The organism is Lysinibacillus telephonicus (assembly GCF_039654155.1).
GTDB classification, from domain to species: domain Bacteria; phylum Bacillota; class Bacilli; order Bacillales_A; family Planococcaceae; genus Ureibacillus; species Ureibacillus telephonicus.
In genome coordinates this window covers 4,047,756-4,065,565 of the sequence record NZ_CP155468.1, presented here as the reverse complement: position 1 = coordinate 4,065,565, position 17,810 = coordinate 4,047,756, and the positions used below count along the sequence as shown (strand labels likewise).

General features: G+C 34.5%; 16 protein-coding genes. 14 read left to right on the top strand and 2 right to left on the bottom strand.

The genetic code is table 11. From position 1 onward, the window contains the following. Window positions 1-20: 20 nt before the first annotated feature. The 12 genes from MKY04_RS19605 to MKY04_RS19550 all read left to right on the top strand — a co-directional run bounded on the left by MKY04_RS19605 (window position 21) and on the right by MKY04_RS19550 (window position 13,692). On the top strand, window positions 21-851 hold the full coding sequence (locus MKY04_RS19605) for a Ku protein (RefSeq protein ID WP_126293767.1): 831 nt from the start codon (window positions 21-23) through the stop codon (window positions 849-851). Window positions 852-1,510: 659 nt separating this feature from the next. Beyond that, on the top strand, window positions 1,511-2,479 hold the full coding sequence (locus MKY04_RS19600) for an ABC transporter ATP-binding protein (RefSeq protein ID WP_346235006.1): 969 nt from the start codon (window positions 1,511-1,513) through the stop codon (window positions 2,477-2,479). Between the two features lie 10 nt (window positions 2,480-2,489). Continuing rightward, window positions 2,490-3,479, top strand: coding sequence for a dipeptide ABC transporter ATP-binding protein (locus tag MKY04_RS19595; RefSeq protein WP_346235005.1), 990 nt, complete (start codon window positions 2,490-2,492; stop codon window positions 3,477-3,479). A gap of 21 nt (window positions 3,480-3,500) precedes the next feature. Continuing rightward, window positions 3,501-4,295 carry an IclR family transcriptional regulator gene (locus tag MKY04_RS19590; protein ID WP_346235004.1) on the top strand — a complete coding sequence of 265 codons (795 nt, stop codon included), beginning with the start codon at window positions 3,501-3,503 and terminating at the stop codon, window positions 4,293-4,295. A gap of 54 nt (window positions 4,296-4,349) precedes the next feature. Further along, entirely contained in the window at window positions 4,350-5,924 is a 1,575-nt protein-coding gene (locus MKY04_RS19585; RefSeq protein WP_126293799.1) for an ABC transporter substrate-binding protein, read from the top strand. Between the two features lie 74 nt (window positions 5,925-5,998). Beyond that, window positions 5,999-6,928 carry a nickel ABC transporter permease gene (gene nikB, locus MKY04_RS19580; protein WP_346235003.1) on the top strand — a complete coding sequence of 310 codons (930 nt, stop codon included), beginning with the start codon at window positions 5,999-6,001 and terminating at the stop codon, window positions 6,926-6,928. Window positions 6,929-6,930: 2 nt separating this feature from the next. After that, window positions 6,931-7,833 (top strand): ABC transporter permease, encoded by a 903-nt coding sequence (locus tag MKY04_RS19575; protein ID WP_346235002.1) that lies wholly within the window; start codon window positions 6,931-6,933, stop codon window positions 7,831-7,833. A gap of 9 nt (window positions 7,834-7,842) precedes the next feature. Continuing rightward, window positions 7,843-10,686: a M14 family metallopeptidase gene (locus tag MKY04_RS19570; RefSeq protein WP_185807671.1), complete on the top strand. Its 2,844-nt coding sequence runs from the start codon at window positions 7,843-7,845 to the stop codon at window positions 10,684-10,686. Then, window positions 10,683-11,297, top strand: a complete 615-nt coding sequence (locus tag MKY04_RS19565) for a pyroglutamyl-peptidase I (RefSeq protein ID WP_126293760.1) — start codon at window positions 10,683-10,685, stop codon at window positions 11,295-11,297. The genes MKY04_RS19570 and MKY04_RS19565 overlap by 4 nt, the downstream gene beginning before the upstream one ends. A gap of 1 nt (window position 11,298) precedes the next feature. Continuing rightward, window positions 11,299-12,024, top strand: a complete 726-nt coding sequence (gene pxpB, locus MKY04_RS19560; RefSeq protein WP_185807670.1) for a 5-oxoprolinase subunit PxpB — start codon at window positions 11,299-11,301, stop codon at window positions 12,022-12,024. 41 nt (window positions 12,025-12,065) lie between these two features. Next, window positions 12,066-12,935, top strand: coding sequence for a biotin-dependent carboxyltransferase family protein (locus tag MKY04_RS19555; protein ID WP_185807669.1), 870 nt, complete (start codon window positions 12,066-12,068; stop codon window positions 12,933-12,935). Further along, window positions 12,928-13,692, top strand: a complete 765-nt coding sequence (locus MKY04_RS19550) for a LamB/YcsF family protein (protein ID WP_126293757.1) — start codon at window positions 12,928-12,930, stop codon at window positions 13,690-13,692. Before MKY04_RS19555 ends, MKY04_RS19550 begins: the two co-directional genes overlap by 8 nt. A 264-nt stretch (window positions 13,693-13,956) precedes the next feature. Here MKY04_RS19550 and MKY04_RS19545 read toward each other — a convergent pair whose 3' ends face one another. Next, window positions 13,957-14,994 carry a PTS transporter subunit IIC gene (locus MKY04_RS19545; protein WP_126293756.1) on the bottom strand — a complete coding sequence of 346 codons (1,038 nt, stop codon included), beginning with the start codon at window positions 14,992-14,994 and terminating at the stop codon, window positions 13,957-13,959. Window positions 14,995-15,208: 214 nt separating this feature from the next. On the opposite strand from MKY04_RS19545, the gene MKY04_RS19540 reads away from it, so the two are divergent. After that, window positions 15,209-15,757 (top strand): YusW family protein, encoded by a 549-nt coding sequence (locus tag MKY04_RS19540; protein ID WP_346235001.1) that lies wholly within the window; start codon window positions 15,209-15,211, stop codon window positions 15,755-15,757. A gap of 124 nt (window positions 15,758-15,881) precedes the next feature. Further along, window positions 15,882-16,256 (top strand): DUF423 domain-containing protein, encoded by a 375-nt coding sequence (locus MKY04_RS19535; protein ID WP_126293754.1) that lies wholly within the window; start codon window positions 15,882-15,884, stop codon window positions 16,254-16,256. A gap of 172 nt (window positions 16,257-16,428) precedes the next feature. On the opposite strand, the gene guaD is transcribed toward MKY04_RS19535, so the two are convergent. After that, the gene (guaD, locus tag MKY04_RS19530) at window positions 16,429-17,787 is read right to left on the bottom strand and encodes a guanine deaminase (RefSeq protein ID WP_126293753.1); all 1,359 of its coding nucleotides are present in this window, start codon (window positions 17,785-17,787) and stop codon (window positions 16,429-16,431) included. Window positions 17,788-17,810 lie beyond the last annotated feature (23 nt).

Sequence of the window (17,810 nt, the reverse complement as noted above, 5' to 3'; positions counted from 1 at the left end):
GAAAAAAGAAGGTGAAGTTTATGCATACAGTGTGGAAAGGCAGTATTAGCTTTGGACTCGTGAATATCCCAGTAAAGCTCCACACAGCAACAGAAAATAAAGATATAAAGCTGCGCCAACTGCATAAAGAATGCAATAGTCCAATCAGTTATCAAAAGGTTTGTCCTGTTTGCGATAAAGAAATTAAAAATGAAGATATAGTAAAAGCATATGAGTACTCAAAAAACAAATTCGTAGTACTTGATGATGAAGAGTTAGAAAAGCTAAGGAAAGAAAATGAAGAGAAAGCTGTAGAAATTATTGAATTTGTAAAATTGGAAGAAATAGATCCGATCTATTTTGAACGTAGTTATTTTTTGGCGCCTGATAGTGGTGGAGGGAAAGCGTACGCATTGTTAAGAAAGGCATTAAGCGATTCAGGTAAAATAGGTGTCGCAAAAATAACAATTCGTTCAAAGGAGCAGCTGGCAATTGTTAGAGTTTATGGACAAACTCTGTTAATGGAAACAATCCATTTTCCTGATGAAGTTCGTAATGTTGAAGAAGTACCGAATATTCCAAGCGAGGATAAAGTTGTTCAAAAAGAACTTGATACTGCATTAATGTTAATTGATCAGCTGACCGCAAAATTTGAACCAGAAAAGTATCAAGATGATTATCGCACTGCATTGCTTGAATTAATAGAGCAGAAGAGATCAGGAGAGGTTACAGTTACAGCTACTGAAAAAGAAGCGGTAGTGCCATCTGATATGACAGATTTGATGGCTGCATTACAGGCTTCTCTCGATAGAACATCAAAAAAGAAACCTACTGTTCGAAAAAGAAAGACAAAAGAAAAGAAGGAAGCATAAAGATAAAAGGTGTAGAGAGAAGCAAATATATTTTTGCTTCTTTCTACACATTATAATTTTAAATTTATTAGAGGAAATAACGTAGTCCAAAAGTGCTATTTTTAATAAAATATAAAAATATTGTAAAATATACTTTTTAGAAATATTTCCTAATAAAAGTATAAAAAATACATACTAAATAATTATTTGATCTAGACATATATATGTTAATTATTTAAGTGAATAAGCTAGAAATTGTCTCTGAAGGTACGCTATTACCTTTGGGGATTTTTTTATTTCTTATATGAAAATTGTAAATGAAGGTACTCTATCTTTACAAATTCTTCACAATAGATAATCGCTTATTAACGTTTAAATGTAACCTATAATTTATATTTACACATTAAAAGCATTGTTTTCTATTGAAATAGTTGGGTTAAACAATTTATTATAATTTTCACTATATTAGAATAATAATGCGTGATGGTGCATAAAAAAACTGATTGAAATCTTTTGACGATTATGAATAAAATAAAAAATATAAAAACTCGATTTCAAATTTTGAATTACCGATTTCACATTTTGAAATCGATGCCCGGTTAATTAGCATATAATGATTTAATTTAAAGATCTAAAAAAAGATTGCAATATGTAATCTTCTTATTTAAGGGGTGAATCCTATGACAGAAAGTGTACTGCAAGTAAAGGAATTAAAACTTGGAATAAGCAATGGCAAGCATAAAATTCCAATTGTTAACGGCGTATCATTTAACTTAAATAAAGGCGAGACATTAGGAATTGTTGGTGAATCAGGCTGTGGCAAAAGCTTAACATCACTGGCATTAATGGGACTGTTGCCTCCTGGGATTGAGTGGCAGGATGGGGATATAAAAATAACTGAGCAAAGTATGAAGGGAGTAAGCCATAGAGTTTGGCGCTCTGTTCGCGGACAAAAAGTTGCAATGATTTTTCAAGAACCAATGAGTTCATTAAACCCTGTTTTTACAATTGGAAATCAAATAGTTGAAATGATACAAAGCCATAACAAAATGCCGAAAGAAGAAGCGAAACAACATGCAATACATATGTTAAAAACACTTGGTATACCAAGAGCCGAAGCAGTTTTTAATGAATACCCCCATCAACTTTCTGGTGGGATGAGACAAAGGGTTATGATTGCGATGGCACTATCTTGTAACCCTGATATTTTAATAGCAGATGAACCAACAACTGCTTTAGACGTAACAATCCAAGCACAAATCTTAGAATTAATGAAAGATCTACAACAAAAAATGGATATGTCCATTATTTTAATAACCCATGACTTAGGGGTTGTAGCAGAAATGTGTGACCGTGTAATTGTTATGTATGCAGGTGAGATTGTAGAACAGTCCACAGTTGTAGAAGTGTTTGATAATCCTAAACATCCTTATACAAAAGGGCTACTGGCTTCCCTGCCAAAAATTGAAGAGAGGAAGGAATATCTATCCTCTATCAAAGGTGTAGTTCCAACAGCAGGAAATATGCCGGGGGGATGCAGATTCGCTCCAAGATGTACTGCAAGACATGAAAAATGTGATGTAAAACCTGTTTTAAGAAATTATAATGATCAGTCCATGGTTCAATGCTGGCTCTATTCTGATAATTAGGAGGTGTTTGATGGTGACGTCCATAAAAGAAAGAGAAACTTTGTTAAAAGTAGAGCATCTTTCAAAGCATTTTATCGTAAAGAAGGGCTTTGGCAAGGAAAATGTCCAAACGATTAAAGCGGTAGATGATGTTTCATTTGAAGTGAAAAAAGGAGAAACATTTGGAATCGTTGGTGAATCGGGCTGTGGAAAAAGTACAACGGGAAGAACGATTCTTAGATTATTGGAACCTACTTCAGGAAATGTAATTTTCGATGGTGAAAATATCGCAGCATTAAATAGTAAAGAAATGCGTTCTAAAAGAAGGGATATGCAAATCGTATTTCAAGATCCATTTGCTTCTTTAAATCCTAGAATGAAAGTTTATAACATTATTGAAGAACCACTAATAAATTTTGGAGTAAAAGATTCTACTGAAAGAATGAAGAGAGTCTATGAAGTAGCTGAACATGTTGGATTATCAAAAGCACAGCTAGATAGACTTCCACATGAATTTTCCGGAGGGCAGAGACAAAGAATTGGAATTGCGAGAGCGCTTGTTTCTCGACCAAAATTAATAATTGCAGACGAACCTGTTTCAGCTCTTGATGTTTCGATTCAATCACAAGTATTGAATTTAATGAGGTCCCTTCAAAAGGAAATGGATTTAACATATATCTTCATTTCCCATGATTTAAATGTTGTAAATCATTTCTGTGATCGAATCGGTGTTATGTATTTAGGGAAGATGGTAGAAATTGCAGATAAAGATGAGTTGTTTAAAAATCCTATGCATCCATATGCAAAAGCGTTGTTTTCTGCACTTCCTAAGTCCCATCCTTTGCAAAAAAAGGAGAGAATCGTATTACAGGGAGATGTACCAAGCCCTGCAAATCCACCTAGTGGATGTATGTTCCATACCCGTTGTTTCGAATGTATCGATAAATGTAAAACCGATATTCCAGTATTGAAAGCAATAAACAATCAACATAGAGTATCATGCCACCTTTATGCAGAATGATAAGAGAGTAGGGGTTGCTCCATGAGTAAAACACTGGAAAAAGCAATTCAATTATTTGATCTTTTTACAAACGAAAAACCAACATGGACAATGGATGAAATCTCTGAATATACGAAAATTCCAAAGCCAACAGTTTATCGTCTATTAAAAATCTTTGTAGAAAATGGGTTTTTACAAAAAACGCCTTTTGATAAATCTGAGCAAAGTTCAGAAGGTTACCGATTTTCACTGGGATTGAAGTTTTTAGAGTTGGGCAATATCGTGTCTGCAAATTTAGATGTTCGCAATATAGCATTACCACATATGAAATCCCTTCAATTAGTATTTAATGAAGCAGTTCAACTTGCTTTTAAAGATGGACATGAAGGTATCTATGTTGAAAAGGTAGAAAGCACGAGGCCAGTGCGTTTATACACAAGGACCGGAAGAAGGGCTCCCCTCTATGCTGGAGCATGTATGAGGACTATTTTAGCTTTTCAATCGAAAGAAGAAATTGACCAAATTCTATCCGAACCACTTACTAATTATGCAAGTGGAACACCTAAAACAAAAGAAGAAGTGTACAGGCTTTTAGAATGCTGTCGAAAAGAAGGATATTCTTACAGTGTATCGGAGCTTGAGGAAGGAACGGTATCTATAGCAGTACCGGTATTTAATCACGAAGGTAAAGTGTTGTATTCGTTAAGTATTGCGGGGATCATCACATCTATACCGGAGAAAGATAGAAAGTATTTTGTTCAAGAATTATGGAATGCTGCTGCTATCATTTCATCACTTATTGGTTATAAACAACCTTATCCATATGGGGTTTTATAATAAAAAACTAAATATCATATTTAACAAATAGGGAGGAAAGAGAAGATGCAAAAAATGAAACATTTATTTTTGTTATGTTCACTATCAATAGTTTTAGTTCTAGCTGCTTGTTCTGGAGGAAACTCTAGTTCGTCAGAAGCCGGCGATAATGCTGCGGGTTCTTCTGAAAACCCAGCGAGTTCAAGAGGAAATGAACTAGTAATTGGGGTATCATCTGAACCGCAAAACTGGGATCCAATTGATACGTTCTTACTAGATTGGAGCACAGTTGCAACATCAGTATTTGAAGGTTTAGTAGATCGCAATAATGATTTAGAAATTCAACCAGGATTAGCGGAATCATGGGAGTATGTTGATGATAAAACTTTAGTATTTAAACTTCGCCAAGGTGTAACATTCCATAATGGTGAAGCTTTTAATGCAGATGCAGTTAAATATACATTCGATCGTTTATTAGGAGAACAAGGTCAACAAGGACCGCAATATTCAAACTATACATCTATTGAGAGTGTAGAAGTAAATGATGAATATACTGTTACTTTCCACTTAAACACGATTGACCCTGTAATACTAACAAAATTAGCTAGTTATGGAGCAGTAATAGTTCCTCCAGGCTATATTGAAGAAAATGGCGAGGAATATTTTGATACACATCCAGTAGGTACAGGGCCATTTAAAATGACTGGTTATGAGCGTGATCAACAAATCGTTTTAGAGAAAAATGAAAACTATTGGAAAGAAGGATTACCAAAGTTAGATAAGGTAACATTTAAAGTTATCCCAGAAGCTTCAACTCGTTTAGCTGAATTACAAACAGGTTCAATTGACATTATGAAACGAGTAGAGGTATCACAAGCAGAAACGGTTAAATCGACTGATTATTTAGAATTAATGGAAACAGGTACTCCAACAGTATTTGCGCTGCGTTTTGATACTAGTATAGAACCTTTTGACGATGTGAAAGTGCGTCAAGCATTTAACTATGCAATAGATCGTAATGCGTTAATTGAAGAGATTTTAGGCGGATATGGAATACCAATTGCAACTTTCCAAAGTGAATTATCATTTGGTTATAACCCTGACTTAGAACCATATCCATATGATCCAGAAAAGGCGAAGCAATTATTACAAGAAGCCGGCGTTACAGAAGGTACAACTGTTGATGTTTATATCCCTGGTTCTGACGGGAACTTTAAAGAAATAACTCAGGCGGTTGCTTTCTACCTAGAGCAAGTGGGTATTAAATTAAATATTAATACTGTTGATGTAACTACTTTGAACTCTGATTTAATTCCAAATGGCAATGCTGGAGGTATGTATCGTAATGGTTGGGGAGGCTGGACTCTAGACTTTGATAATACAGCGTACCAAATGTACCACTCCGGTGAATTTTGGAATCCAACATTCTATGATGAAGAAATTGAACGTTTGTTAGAAGAACAACGAAATTCAGTTGACCAAGAAGAGCGTGAAGCAATCTTTAAGCAATTAACACAAAGACTATATGAATTAGCTCCAGAGGTTAACCTTTATCAAGCAGTAGATTTATATGCAGTAAATAAACGTGTAGTGGACTTCAACCCTCCACATGATGACCGTCTACGTTTAGAAGAGGTTAGTGTGCAATAGGTTTTAAAACTGGAGAGATAGTATGGTTTCACCGTACTATCTCTTTTATTCCATCAAGTAAGGATGTGAAAGTGTTGCTATCTTATATTGTTAAAAGAATTTTTCATGCAATTTTAGTTGTAATTGTTATTTCACTTATTGTGTTCTTTTCAATACGACTAACAGGAGACCCTGTAGCCATAATGTTTGGAGCGGGTGAGCCAAGCCAGGAAGCAATAGATCAGTTAACTGCAGAATTAGGTTTAGACCAACCATTACATATTCAATATGGGCTGTTTATGAAAGGATTGTTAACTTTCGATTTAGGGGAGTCTTTTAGAAGTGGTATTCCTGTAATGACGCTTATTGCAGAAAGAGTATGGCCGACTATGCTGCTGGCTTTTGGTGGAATGGTAGTAGCACTGTTAATTGCATTTCCAGTTGGTATTATTTCTGCAGTTAAACGGGATACTTTTTTAGACTTCGGTGGTCGAGTATTTTCACTTATTGGTATATCGTTCCCAAACTTTTGGCTTGGTATTATGTTAATTTTAATTTTTGCAGTAAATCTCCAATGGCTGCCTGCGTCTGGGTTTGAAGGATTTAAATACTTAATCTTACCATCGATAACGCTTGGACTTATTTTATCTGGTGTATTGGCTAGGTTGGTGCGTTCCTCAATGTTGGAAGTATTAAACCAACAATATATTCGTACAGCAGAATCAAAGGGAATCAGTAAATGGGTAGTCATATTAAAACATGCATTTAGAAATGCATTATTACCAACTACAACATTTATTGGACTTCAATTTGGTGCGCTATTAGGCGGAACAGTTATTATAGAGCAAGTATTTGCTTGGCCGGGAATTGGCCGTTTAATTATTGATGCTATCAACCAACGTGACTATCCAGTTGTTCAAGGTGGAGTCGTATTTTTAGCACTTGTAATGGTAGTAGTTAATTTAATCGTCGATCTAAGTTATTCACTTATTGACCCTCGAATTAAAGCTGGAAAGGGGAAATAGATATGGAACAAGTAGCTGAAGTTACAAATTCTTCTCCTAAGAAGACATCAATCCTTTCAAAGATTTTTAAATTTATAAGAAAAAATCCTATAGGAATTTTAGGGATGATACTTGTTGCGGGAACGGTGGTTTGTGCTGTTTTCGCACCATGGATTGCACCCTATGATCCATCTCAAGCAAGCTTAACTGCGAGATTAGATGTTCCTTCTTTTACTGATGATACAGGAGAGTCACAGTATCTTCTTGGTGGAGACCAATTGGGTCGGGACTTATTAAGTAGAATGATTTATGGAGCAAGAATATCACTAATTGTAGGGATATTTGGTGTTCTTATTTCTCTTGTAATCGGAACGATAATGGGATTAGTATCAGGTTATTTTGGTAAATGGCTTGATGACCTAATTATGCGTATAGCTGATATTCAATTGGCTTTTCCATTTATGTTATTTGCCATTGTTGTAATGAGCGTTTTAGGTACTGGAATATGGAAAATTGTCATTATTTTAGGTCTCACATATTGGGTTGGATTTGCTCGCCTCATTAGGGGACAAGTAATTTCATTAAAGGAACAAGAATTCGTACAAGCAGCAAAAGCAATCGGTGGATCGAATACACGTATAATTTTGAAACATATTTTACCGAATGTGTTATCGTCAATTTTAGTTCTTAGTACGATGTATATCGCAGAATTTATTTTACTGGAAGCTTCCTTAACGTTCTTAGGTTTAGGTGTAGACCCTACAATTCCTTCTTGGGGAGGAATGTTAGCAGACAGCAGAAATTATATTACGACTGCATGGTGGACTTCTGTATTCCCTGGTATTTCAATAATGCTGACAGTTCTAGGATTTAACCTGCTTGGTGATTGGTTAAGAGATAAGTTTGACCCTAATTTAAAGACGTAGGTGATGAATATGGAGGATTTATGGACATTAGAAGGCTTGCTGCTCGATAAAAATAATGATGGAGTACCTGATGGTGTTTCACTTTATATTGATTTACCCGATAATCTATATCCATTAGGTTTATTAGATTTTATGGTGAGAGTAGGACTTGAAACTACTGCCTTGTCTTTTAACTTTTTTGAGTTTACAAATCAAAAAGTAGTCATGAGTTTTGAGAAAAATGAAACTGAAACAAGAGCAAGTTTTGAATCAGGAAAACTTCATATTTATTATACATCTGAAGAAGCACTTTCCAGTCTATTAAGCTCAATTGCTGGAACTGAATTGAGAGAGAATTTAGTTAAGGACAATGCACAATCATCTATTACTAGTATAAGTGACATTTGGACATTATCTGGATTTGGTTATTTACAAGAGGCAAGCCCACAGCAGCATCTTAATATTAATATAGGCTGTGAAAAATGGAACAAGCAGCTATTTAAAGCAACATGTAATTTTGCAGCAAGATTGGGTTTAGTAAGTACTTCTATTACTTTGCCAATTGCTCAAAATAAAAACGCAGAAATCCAGTTTATTATTCAACAGCACAATCAATCATTTATTGAAGTGCCAAAAGAAAATATTATCCAATTAAATGGTTCACTAGACCAATGTGCAAATATGATGGAATGGTTAGCGAACGAAAGAAGCTGGAAAGAGAATGGGGTTTTAGGTGCCTGGGAAAATGCATTTCATTACGCTCATTTTAAAAATAAAGAAGAAACAATGCTTGAAGTAAAGTGGGATAACCCCTCTGAAATAGAACTTGCTGAAAAGCACTTGGAATCTTTGGCAAATAATCAAATTCAGAAAGTAGAAGTTTATGTCTCGGAGCCTTTAGAGATTAGAAGCTTACTAAAAAATAAATGGTCTGAAAAATATAAAAATATTCAAGAGATTACTGTAAGATCATCATTCAAGCCTGGTTTTCATTGGATAAAAGAAGAGCTGATCCATCAAATACCTGCCAACGCAAAAAAGATAAAGATAAAAGTTAAAGAACATCATTTAGAAAATAGTCTTGAGCTGCCGATTCGTTGGATTCAAGAACTTTACCCTATCGATGCCATTATTGAAAACGAAACATCAATTAGTAAAGAAAATGTTCAATTCGAACTAGATAATCAATTAAAGCACACTTATGAAGTAGTCACCTTATTAGATGATGGGACGGTCTATCATTTAGGAAGTTTAGATGTTGAATGCAGCAAAGTTCCTTATGTGGATGGAGAGAGATTTGCTGCACCAACGACAAGCTGTATTGTATTTAGTTCTGAAACAGGTAAAGCGGTAATGCATTTCCCATCAGATCGGGAACGTTTTTATCAATTTTATCTGACAGATTTTTTACCTCAATTATTAGATGGAATCGGTGAAATAAAAGGGGAAAAAGGACTTACACAGCCTCTATTTGATCAAATGGAAGTAGAGGTTTGGATGAGTGAAGAGGAAGAAAGACTTTCAGTTAATGAAGAAAGAACATCTCCTTTAGAAGCGCTCTATGAAGATATTTATTTTAATACGTTAGATTACTTCGAAGATTTAGGAACAAAATTAATTGGAAAACCCTACATAGCGGTTGGTGCTGTTGTTCCTATTATGCATGTTGCAAAAGGTGAGAATCCTAGGGCGTCAATTAAAGTAACAAAATGGCACCAATTAAATAAAAATGAAGTTAAAACAAAAGAACTTTTCTTCGAAAAAAATGTGCCAACAAAGGTTAGGTTAGAAGTTAATGGCCATATCGATTTGTGGGATATTGATGAATTATTAACAATGTGGGAACAAACAAAAATTGATGATACAACAGTACCCAATAGTGTATTAGTTGATTATTCGTTTCGAGGGCGTCCAATTCATGTAATAGAAAAGTATTTACCATCAAATGAACAATTTGATAATCCTTTAAAAATGACTCTGTTTAAACCTACAGTGTTAATTGAATGTGCACATCATCCTAATGAAGTTTCAAGTAATATTGCAGTTCATAGATTATTAGAACGGTTAGAATCCAACAATGAACTGCTGAAAAAAATTAATATCGTTGCAATTCCATTGGCAAATCCTGATGGACATTATTTACTAAAAAAATTAACAAAGGAACATCCAGAATGGAAACATCATGCTGCTCGTTATAATGCAGTTGGACTTGAATTCGCCCATATCAGATATAAAAATACTATCTTTGGGGAATCAAATGTTCTGCCGGAATTAATGAAAAGATGGGCACCAGACGTTGTCATTGATAATCATGGAATTCCTGCTCATGAATGGGTACAGCCATTCGCAGGGTATAATAGCCCTCCACGTTTCCCAGTGTCATATTTTATTCCGAGCGCTAAAATATACGGAATTGGTAGATATTCAAATGAACTTGGTACAGATGTAGCCCGAGAAAACCTAGAGAAAATTGTAAAAGACATGAGTGAAATCTATGAAACAACTAATATTCCTAAACAAAATGAATATTGGAGAAGTAGATTCCGTAAATATGGCCATGATTGGCTGCCTGAGATATTCCCTCTCGAAGTGCATGGCAACATTAACTTCTATAAAGAGAGAATTGTAACACCTACTTACTCTGCAGTAAGTATTTTAAGATATCCTGAATGGGTAGCAGCAGATATTATTTCTGAAGTGGCAGATGAAGTAGTATATGGTGACGTGCTGGAGGAATGCGTAGAAGCACAGTATTTATTTAATTTATCAATACTTCAAACAGTTTCAAATTCGAATGTAGACATGAAACGTAACGGAAATACCTTATACAGAGAGAGACCACTAGAAATAACAATTAGGGGGGAGTACATATGAAAAAAATACTTTTAACAGGTTTTGAACCTTTTCTAGATTATAAAATAAATCCAACTATGACAGTTGCTAAGGAATTGGATGGCAAAACAATTGAAGACTATGAAATTGAAAGCTTTATTTTACCTGTAGATTTTAATCAATCTGAAAAACTTATTATAGAGAAAATGGAACAATTAAAGCCAGATATTGTAGTTTCCCTTGGTTTAGCAGCTGGCCGATTTAAAATTACACCAGAAAGAATCGCGATTAACGTAAAGGATGGAGATCGCGATAATAATGGTTTTGCTCCTTTAGATCAATTGATTAATAGCAATGGTCCAGATGCTTATTTTTCAACTTTACCGGTTAGATCAATTATCAATAATCTAATTGAAAATGGCTTCCCAGCAGAAATGTCAAATACTGCAGGAACATATTTGTGTAATAACATTATGTATAGCGTATTAGATTATATTAAAGTCAATGACTTACGTTGTAAAGCTGGTTTTATTCATATGCCTGCTTGTCATGAATTAGCTATTATACATGGTAAAATTCCTAGCTGGTCCCAAAAAGATTTAATATCAGCAATTGAAATTAGTTTAGAAGTGATAGCTAAAGAGGGGGATTAATGTGATTCCTGTCATATCAATACAGGATAAAACAATTGCCTCGTTCATTTTTGGACAAGAAATTAATTTATCAACTTTTCAATTAGTAACAGCATTTGACCAATTTATTAACAAAAATTGTAAACGGTATATAATTGAAACAGTACCAAGCTATCATATGGTAACCGTTTTTTTTAATAGGACTATTTCGAGTGATCTACTAACAAAAGAAATTTTAGCAATGTGGGAAAAATATCCTGTTGGAAATGCTTTAAATACTACAAAACAAATTACAATACCTGTTTGCTATGAGGAACCTTTCGCTTTAGATTTAGATCGAGTATCCAAAGAAATCAATTTATCGAAGGAACAGATCATCGAAAAGCATTGCGAACCACTCTATACCGTTTTTTTTATTGGCTTTTTACCTGGTTTTCCTTATCTAGGGGGGCTACAAAAAGATTTATATATTCCTAGACTTGAAATACCAAGAAAAAATGTACAAAAAGGCAGTGTAGGGATAGGGGGACAGCAGACGGGAATATATCCAGTAGACTCCCCTGGAGGGTGGAATATTATTGGCAAAACCCCTATTGATTTATTTAATGTGAAAAGAAAGCATCCTTTTTTATTGCAAGCAGGTAATCAACTAAAATTCGAAAAAATATCGAAAGAACAATTTGATGAACTTGAACAACAACTAAGTAAGGATTCAGAATATGTTTTTGAATTATTAAAAATGAATTGATTTTTGTTGACGCATAGTTGAAGTAGAAAGTGGAGATAAAAGTGAAACAGTTACTTAAGGTTTTGAAGAAGGGGGTATTTTGTTCATTACAGGATAATGGACGATTTCATTTTCGAAAATTTGGTATACCTACAGCTGGTCCAATGGATAAGTTATCTTTTGAATTGGGAAAAAAAATTTTAGGTAACGATAATAATATAACTGCTTTAGAAATCTTTTATGGGGGAATGTCATTTGAAGCACTATCGAAACATGAATATGTGTTAGTAGGCGCTGATATGAATGCTAAAGTTAATGAAAAAGAAATTGAGTCTTGGAAAACTTTTATTTTAAATGAGGGGGATATTTTAAAAGTTCAATTTTCTAAACAGGGGTCAATCGCTTACTTAATACCAATTGGTGGATTTAAGGAAGAATCTATTTTAAATAGCTGCTCAACATACCTAAAGGCGAATTTAGGCTGTAATATTCAAAATGGAACCATTTTATATGGAGAGGATTATCCAATTTTTAAAAATCGTCGAGGACTATTTTATAAATTTATCCCTCAATTTCCAAGCCACCATCAAGTAAGAGTTGTTCCTAGTTATCAGCTGAATTATTTTGAAGAAAAGGATGTCAATCGCTTTTTTTCTGAGGAATTTCAATTGTCCTCCGGTGATCGAATGGGATATTTTTATAAAGGTCCAAAATTGAAAATGAAATGTAAAAAAGACATTCTCTCTGAACCGACAATGTTTGGTACTATTCAAATTCCGCCAGAAGGGCAGCCAATTATTTTAATGGCTGATGGCCAAACGGTAGGAGGATACCCGATTGTAGGGAAAATACTTGATGACGATTTATGGAAGGTAGCTCAACAACGGTATGGTGACCGAATCTCGTTTATAAGGGAGAATATTAATGAATAAACAATTAACGATTGATTTAAATTGTGATTTGGGTGAAAGCTTCGGTATATATAAAATTGGCAACGATAAAGAAATGATGAAATATGTTTCATCTGTAAATATAGCATGTGGGTTCCATGCAGGAGATCCATCTGTAATTAGAAAGACAGTAAACCTAGCATTAGAGGCAAATGTCGCTGTTGGGGCACATCCTGGATATCCGGATTTACAAGGTTTCGGTAGAAGAAACATTAATTATACACCTGAAGAAATTTTTGATTTAACTTTATATCAAATAGGTGCTTTAAAAACATTAGTAGAAGTTGAGGGAAGTAAATTACATCATGTAAAACCTCATGGAGCACTCTATAATATGGCTGCGAAAAGTGAAGAAATAGCAAATGCAATTGTACAAGCGATATTAAAAGTAGATGAAGAACTTATTTTATATGGATTATCTAATAGTTATTTAATTTCAGAAGCGAAGAAATTAGGGTTGAGAGTTGCAAATGAAGGGTTTGTTGATAGAACATACAATGAAAATGGACAATTAACCCCTCGTACACATCAAAATGCTGTCATTACTGATGAAGAAGCTTCATTAAAACAAGTGATTAAAATGATTTCTGAAAAGAAAGTTATTGCGACGTCAGGAAAAGAGATAAATATAGAAGTCGATACATTGTGCATCCATGGTGACGGTGCAAAGGCAGTTGAATTTGCTCAAAATGTAAGCAGTATTTTAAAAGGAAATAATATAGAAATAAAAACAATTTAATATTAATGTTTTCCATAACAAGGGAATAGCGAGAAGTCTTCTTCTAGAAAATAGATATTAAAGCATTATAGAGATTATTTCGCCTTATAAATATCGAAACAGTAGCAATAGGTTTGATTTCTATTGCTACTTTTCATAGTTATAGGGCATTTTTTATCCTTTAGTTAGTGATCACTTAAAATCATTTATAATAGCAAAAAGCAAAGCGTTTTAAATTTAGTTACGCTTTGCTTTTGCTATATTTATAGAAGTCCTTTTAAACTATCATTCATAATCCAATTTATAATCTTCATCTTTAATCATTTTAAGCTTCTTCTTAAATACGTAAATAAAGAATAGATTTAAAATCAAAGGTAAAATAAGGAACATGCCAAGCATGATGGCGATGTTTGTTGCAGTCCATCCACCCTCAGCTAATTTAATATAATTCAATGGTCCAACTAATCCAGATAAACCAAATCCAGCACTATACGGAGTACCTTGTACATTTAATACCCCAGCGAGTCCACCAAGGATTGCCGCAGTTATTAACATTGGGAAGGCAATGGAAGGTTTCATAAAGAAGTTGCGCATCTGGATTTTTGGTGAACCTAAAACATGGGCTAATGCTGTTCCAAGCGAATTTGCCTTGAAGCTTGCAAAACATAATCCCATACCAACAGCTACAATTCCTAAGTTTGCAGCACCTGAACCGATGCCAGATAGCATAATTACAGTAGCAACACCAACAGTTGAAATTGGCGATAAAATAATAATTCCGAAGACAACTGCGATTAACGCACCCATAATCACAGGTTGTAAATTTGTTAAGTAGGCTACTCCTTGACCAACTAACCCTGCACTTGTTTTTACAAAAGGTAATATCATTGCACCAATCATGCCTGGAATTACTACTGTTAATGTGGGAACAACTAGGATTGAATATTCTCTTAATCTCTCACCTACTAATTGAACAAATAATACTGCTAATGCAGCAGTAATCCCTGAGTTAATTACTACACCAATTCCGCTAATTGTAAATAATCCATCTGCAGTTTTACTAACAACGCCGCTACCTATAATAGTTGCAATTCCAACACTAGCAGTTTGAATCTGAGTTAATTTAAATTGCATACCAACTAATATCCCTACTAATATTGGCAGCATGCTCATAACAATCACTGTCGCATCTAAAAGATGCTGCAGTACTGGTACAGAAGGAATTATTAATTTTAATATTTCCCCTAATAGTGCATTTGGAATGAGCGCACAAACGATAGCGATGCTCATACCGTTTAATAATTTACTGAAGAAATCTTTCACATTGATTGCCTCTTTCTATTAATAATTTATTAGAATAATTATATAGAATATTGTGAATAAATCAACAAAAAAATTTAGCGATTCAACGCGCTAAATCGAAATTGGTAAACTTTTCTACTAATTTAAAGAAATTTTATTTAAATTAAGGGATAAATTTTTCACTTTAAAGGAGAAAATAATTAGTGTATTTAATCTTTTGAAGGAGAGGGAAAGAATGAATAAAGTAAAATTTCTTTTAATGATAATGTTTACGCTTGGTATCTTATACGCTTGTAATAATAATGATGACCAAGAAGAAGTAGTGACAGAAAACAAGCAAAATAACCAAACAGATGAAATAACAGAAGAAATTGAAAACAATACAGCTCTTCAAGCAGATGAAACGATGGATCCTGACCAAACGGTGGCAGATAAAACACAAAATGGCGGCTTAAGTTCGAAGTTCACTAATTTTGATTTAGACGTAGAATATAAAAATGATATTTCTTTTGATGTTGAATATACGAATAACCAAAATAAAGTAACAGCAGAAATTGAAGATGAAATTAACAATGTTCATTTACAAGGTGATGAAGCCAATAAAAGATTAATGGAGGCTTTTGAATTACTCAATTTTGAAGAAAATACAAATGATGAGGAAGTAAGAAGTCAAGTATTAGAAGCCTTTAATTTAGATGAAAATTTTAAGGAATTCGAACTTGAAATTAAATTCGAAACCGGAGAAGTGAAAAAATATAATTTTAATAATAACTCAGGGCAATAAAGAATTAGTATTCTAAGAAGCCCTTTATGCAAGGGGACCCTAAAAGATTTTTAGGACGTCCCCTTGTTTTTTATACAACGAAAAATATATAGTTAAATTGAAAATACATAGAAGGGGCGTTTTTATGAATATTCTATTGTTAATAGGAACATTACTTGCTTTTTTAGGTGTGGCTCTAGGTGCCTTTGGGGCACATGCCCTAAAGGATAAATTTCCAGAACCACGATACGAGCAATATTGGAATACGGCAGTACAATATCAAATGTACCATGCACTTGGAATTATATTACTCGCAATTCTTTCAATGGACTCGTTAGTAGGGCCAACAGGTTTGATTGTTTGGGCAGGTTATCTAATGTTTGTAGGTGTGATTTTCTTTTCAGGTAGTTTATATGTTCTTTCCGTTACGGGCGTTAAGAAGCTTGGGGCAATTACACCAATTGGAGGAGTTTTATTTTTAGTTGCATGGGTGCTGGTATTTATCGAGGCTATAAATTAAAAACTGCGAGGGCTCATTAGCTGAGACCTCGCTTTTTTACTGAAAGACGTGTATAACACTAGTTCCTGTAAGGACTAAGAAGACTCTCCCGCTTTTTGGTTAAAGGTGGGTTAGTAACCAGTATAAAGAAATGGCATCAACCCACTTTTTGGTGCGAGTTGTGTATTTCTATTTATCGTTCGTGAACTTTATTTCCTTGAATCCAGACTTGTTGAATATTTTCAGGGCGTGCAAGATAAATAATTTTTTGGAAAATATCGTATAGATCGTCCCCGAAAATAGGTAGCTTAGCAGAAGGAAGTTTTGTATTAATAATTTGTACATCCCAAGTATAGTTTTCTTCAATTCGGCCGATTGGCAAGCTTAAAGATTCTCCTCCACCGGCAGTTGCAAAATAAAATGCTTCATTCGTTGTTAGACGTGACGAAGGTACTCCCCGATTATCTGCTGAAACAGTAGTGTCCACACCCTCTTCCAGCATTCTTGAAGAGATGACAGCCTGCCTTACATTATCAAAAAGGCTAGGAGAGAAGCCGCCAGAAATATCTGTACCTAATCCAATATCTACGCCTTTTTCGTGCAAATGTGCGGCAGGGAGTACACCATTGGAAAAGAATACATTTGAAACCGGGCAGTGGCTTATTGCCGTCCCTGTTTTTGCAAAAAGTTCTGCATCTTCATCATTTAAAAAGTTACAATGCGCCATAATCGATTTTTCTTGTAAAAGACCGAAATCGTTTAATGCAAATGCATCATGTTTTTGAAAACGATCAATCACATATTCATGCTCCCAATCGCTTTCGCTGCAATGCGATTGAATATACGTATCGTATTTTGCAGCGAGTTCTCCTAAGCCTTTTAATGCTTCGTTCGTACAACTTGGGATAAAACGAGGCGTAACAACTGGATAGACGCCTTGTTTTGTTTGCTTGTTAAGTTGTTGTACAGCTACAATAAATTCTTCTGTTTGTTGTAAAGCAGTTTTTGTATCCGCATCTCGATAATAGTCAGGACATTGATCTGGATTATCCATCACTACTTTTCCAACCAAGCCGCGTTGACCAAGTTTAGCGCAAATTTCCGCAAGCAAAAGACTAGACTCCTTATGTACCGTGGCGAAATAAAGAGCAGTCGTTGTGCCGTTTGCAATTAAAGTTTTAACTAAATCTTGGTAAACAGTTTGAGCATAGTCAATGTCGGAAAACTTTGATTCAACAGGAAATGTGTAAGTGTTCAGCCAATCGTATAGAGGAAGGTCTAGAGCAGTGCCTAATTGAGCCCACTGAGGCGCATGAACATGTAAATCAATAAATCCAGGGAGCAGGTATTCTCCATCTTCTAAACGGTGGAAATTTTCCTTCCCCTCATAAGCGCCTAATAGTGCAAGGTATTGTTCGTCATCAGGAGAGACCATTTTTTCAATAAATCCATCTTCATTAATACAAAAAATAAAGTCTTTTAAAATGTTTACTTCTTGAAACGTCTTGCTGGAAAATGCAGTTCCTTGAAAAACGTGGGCATACTTTTCCATAAATGATCCTCCTTTAATTTCCA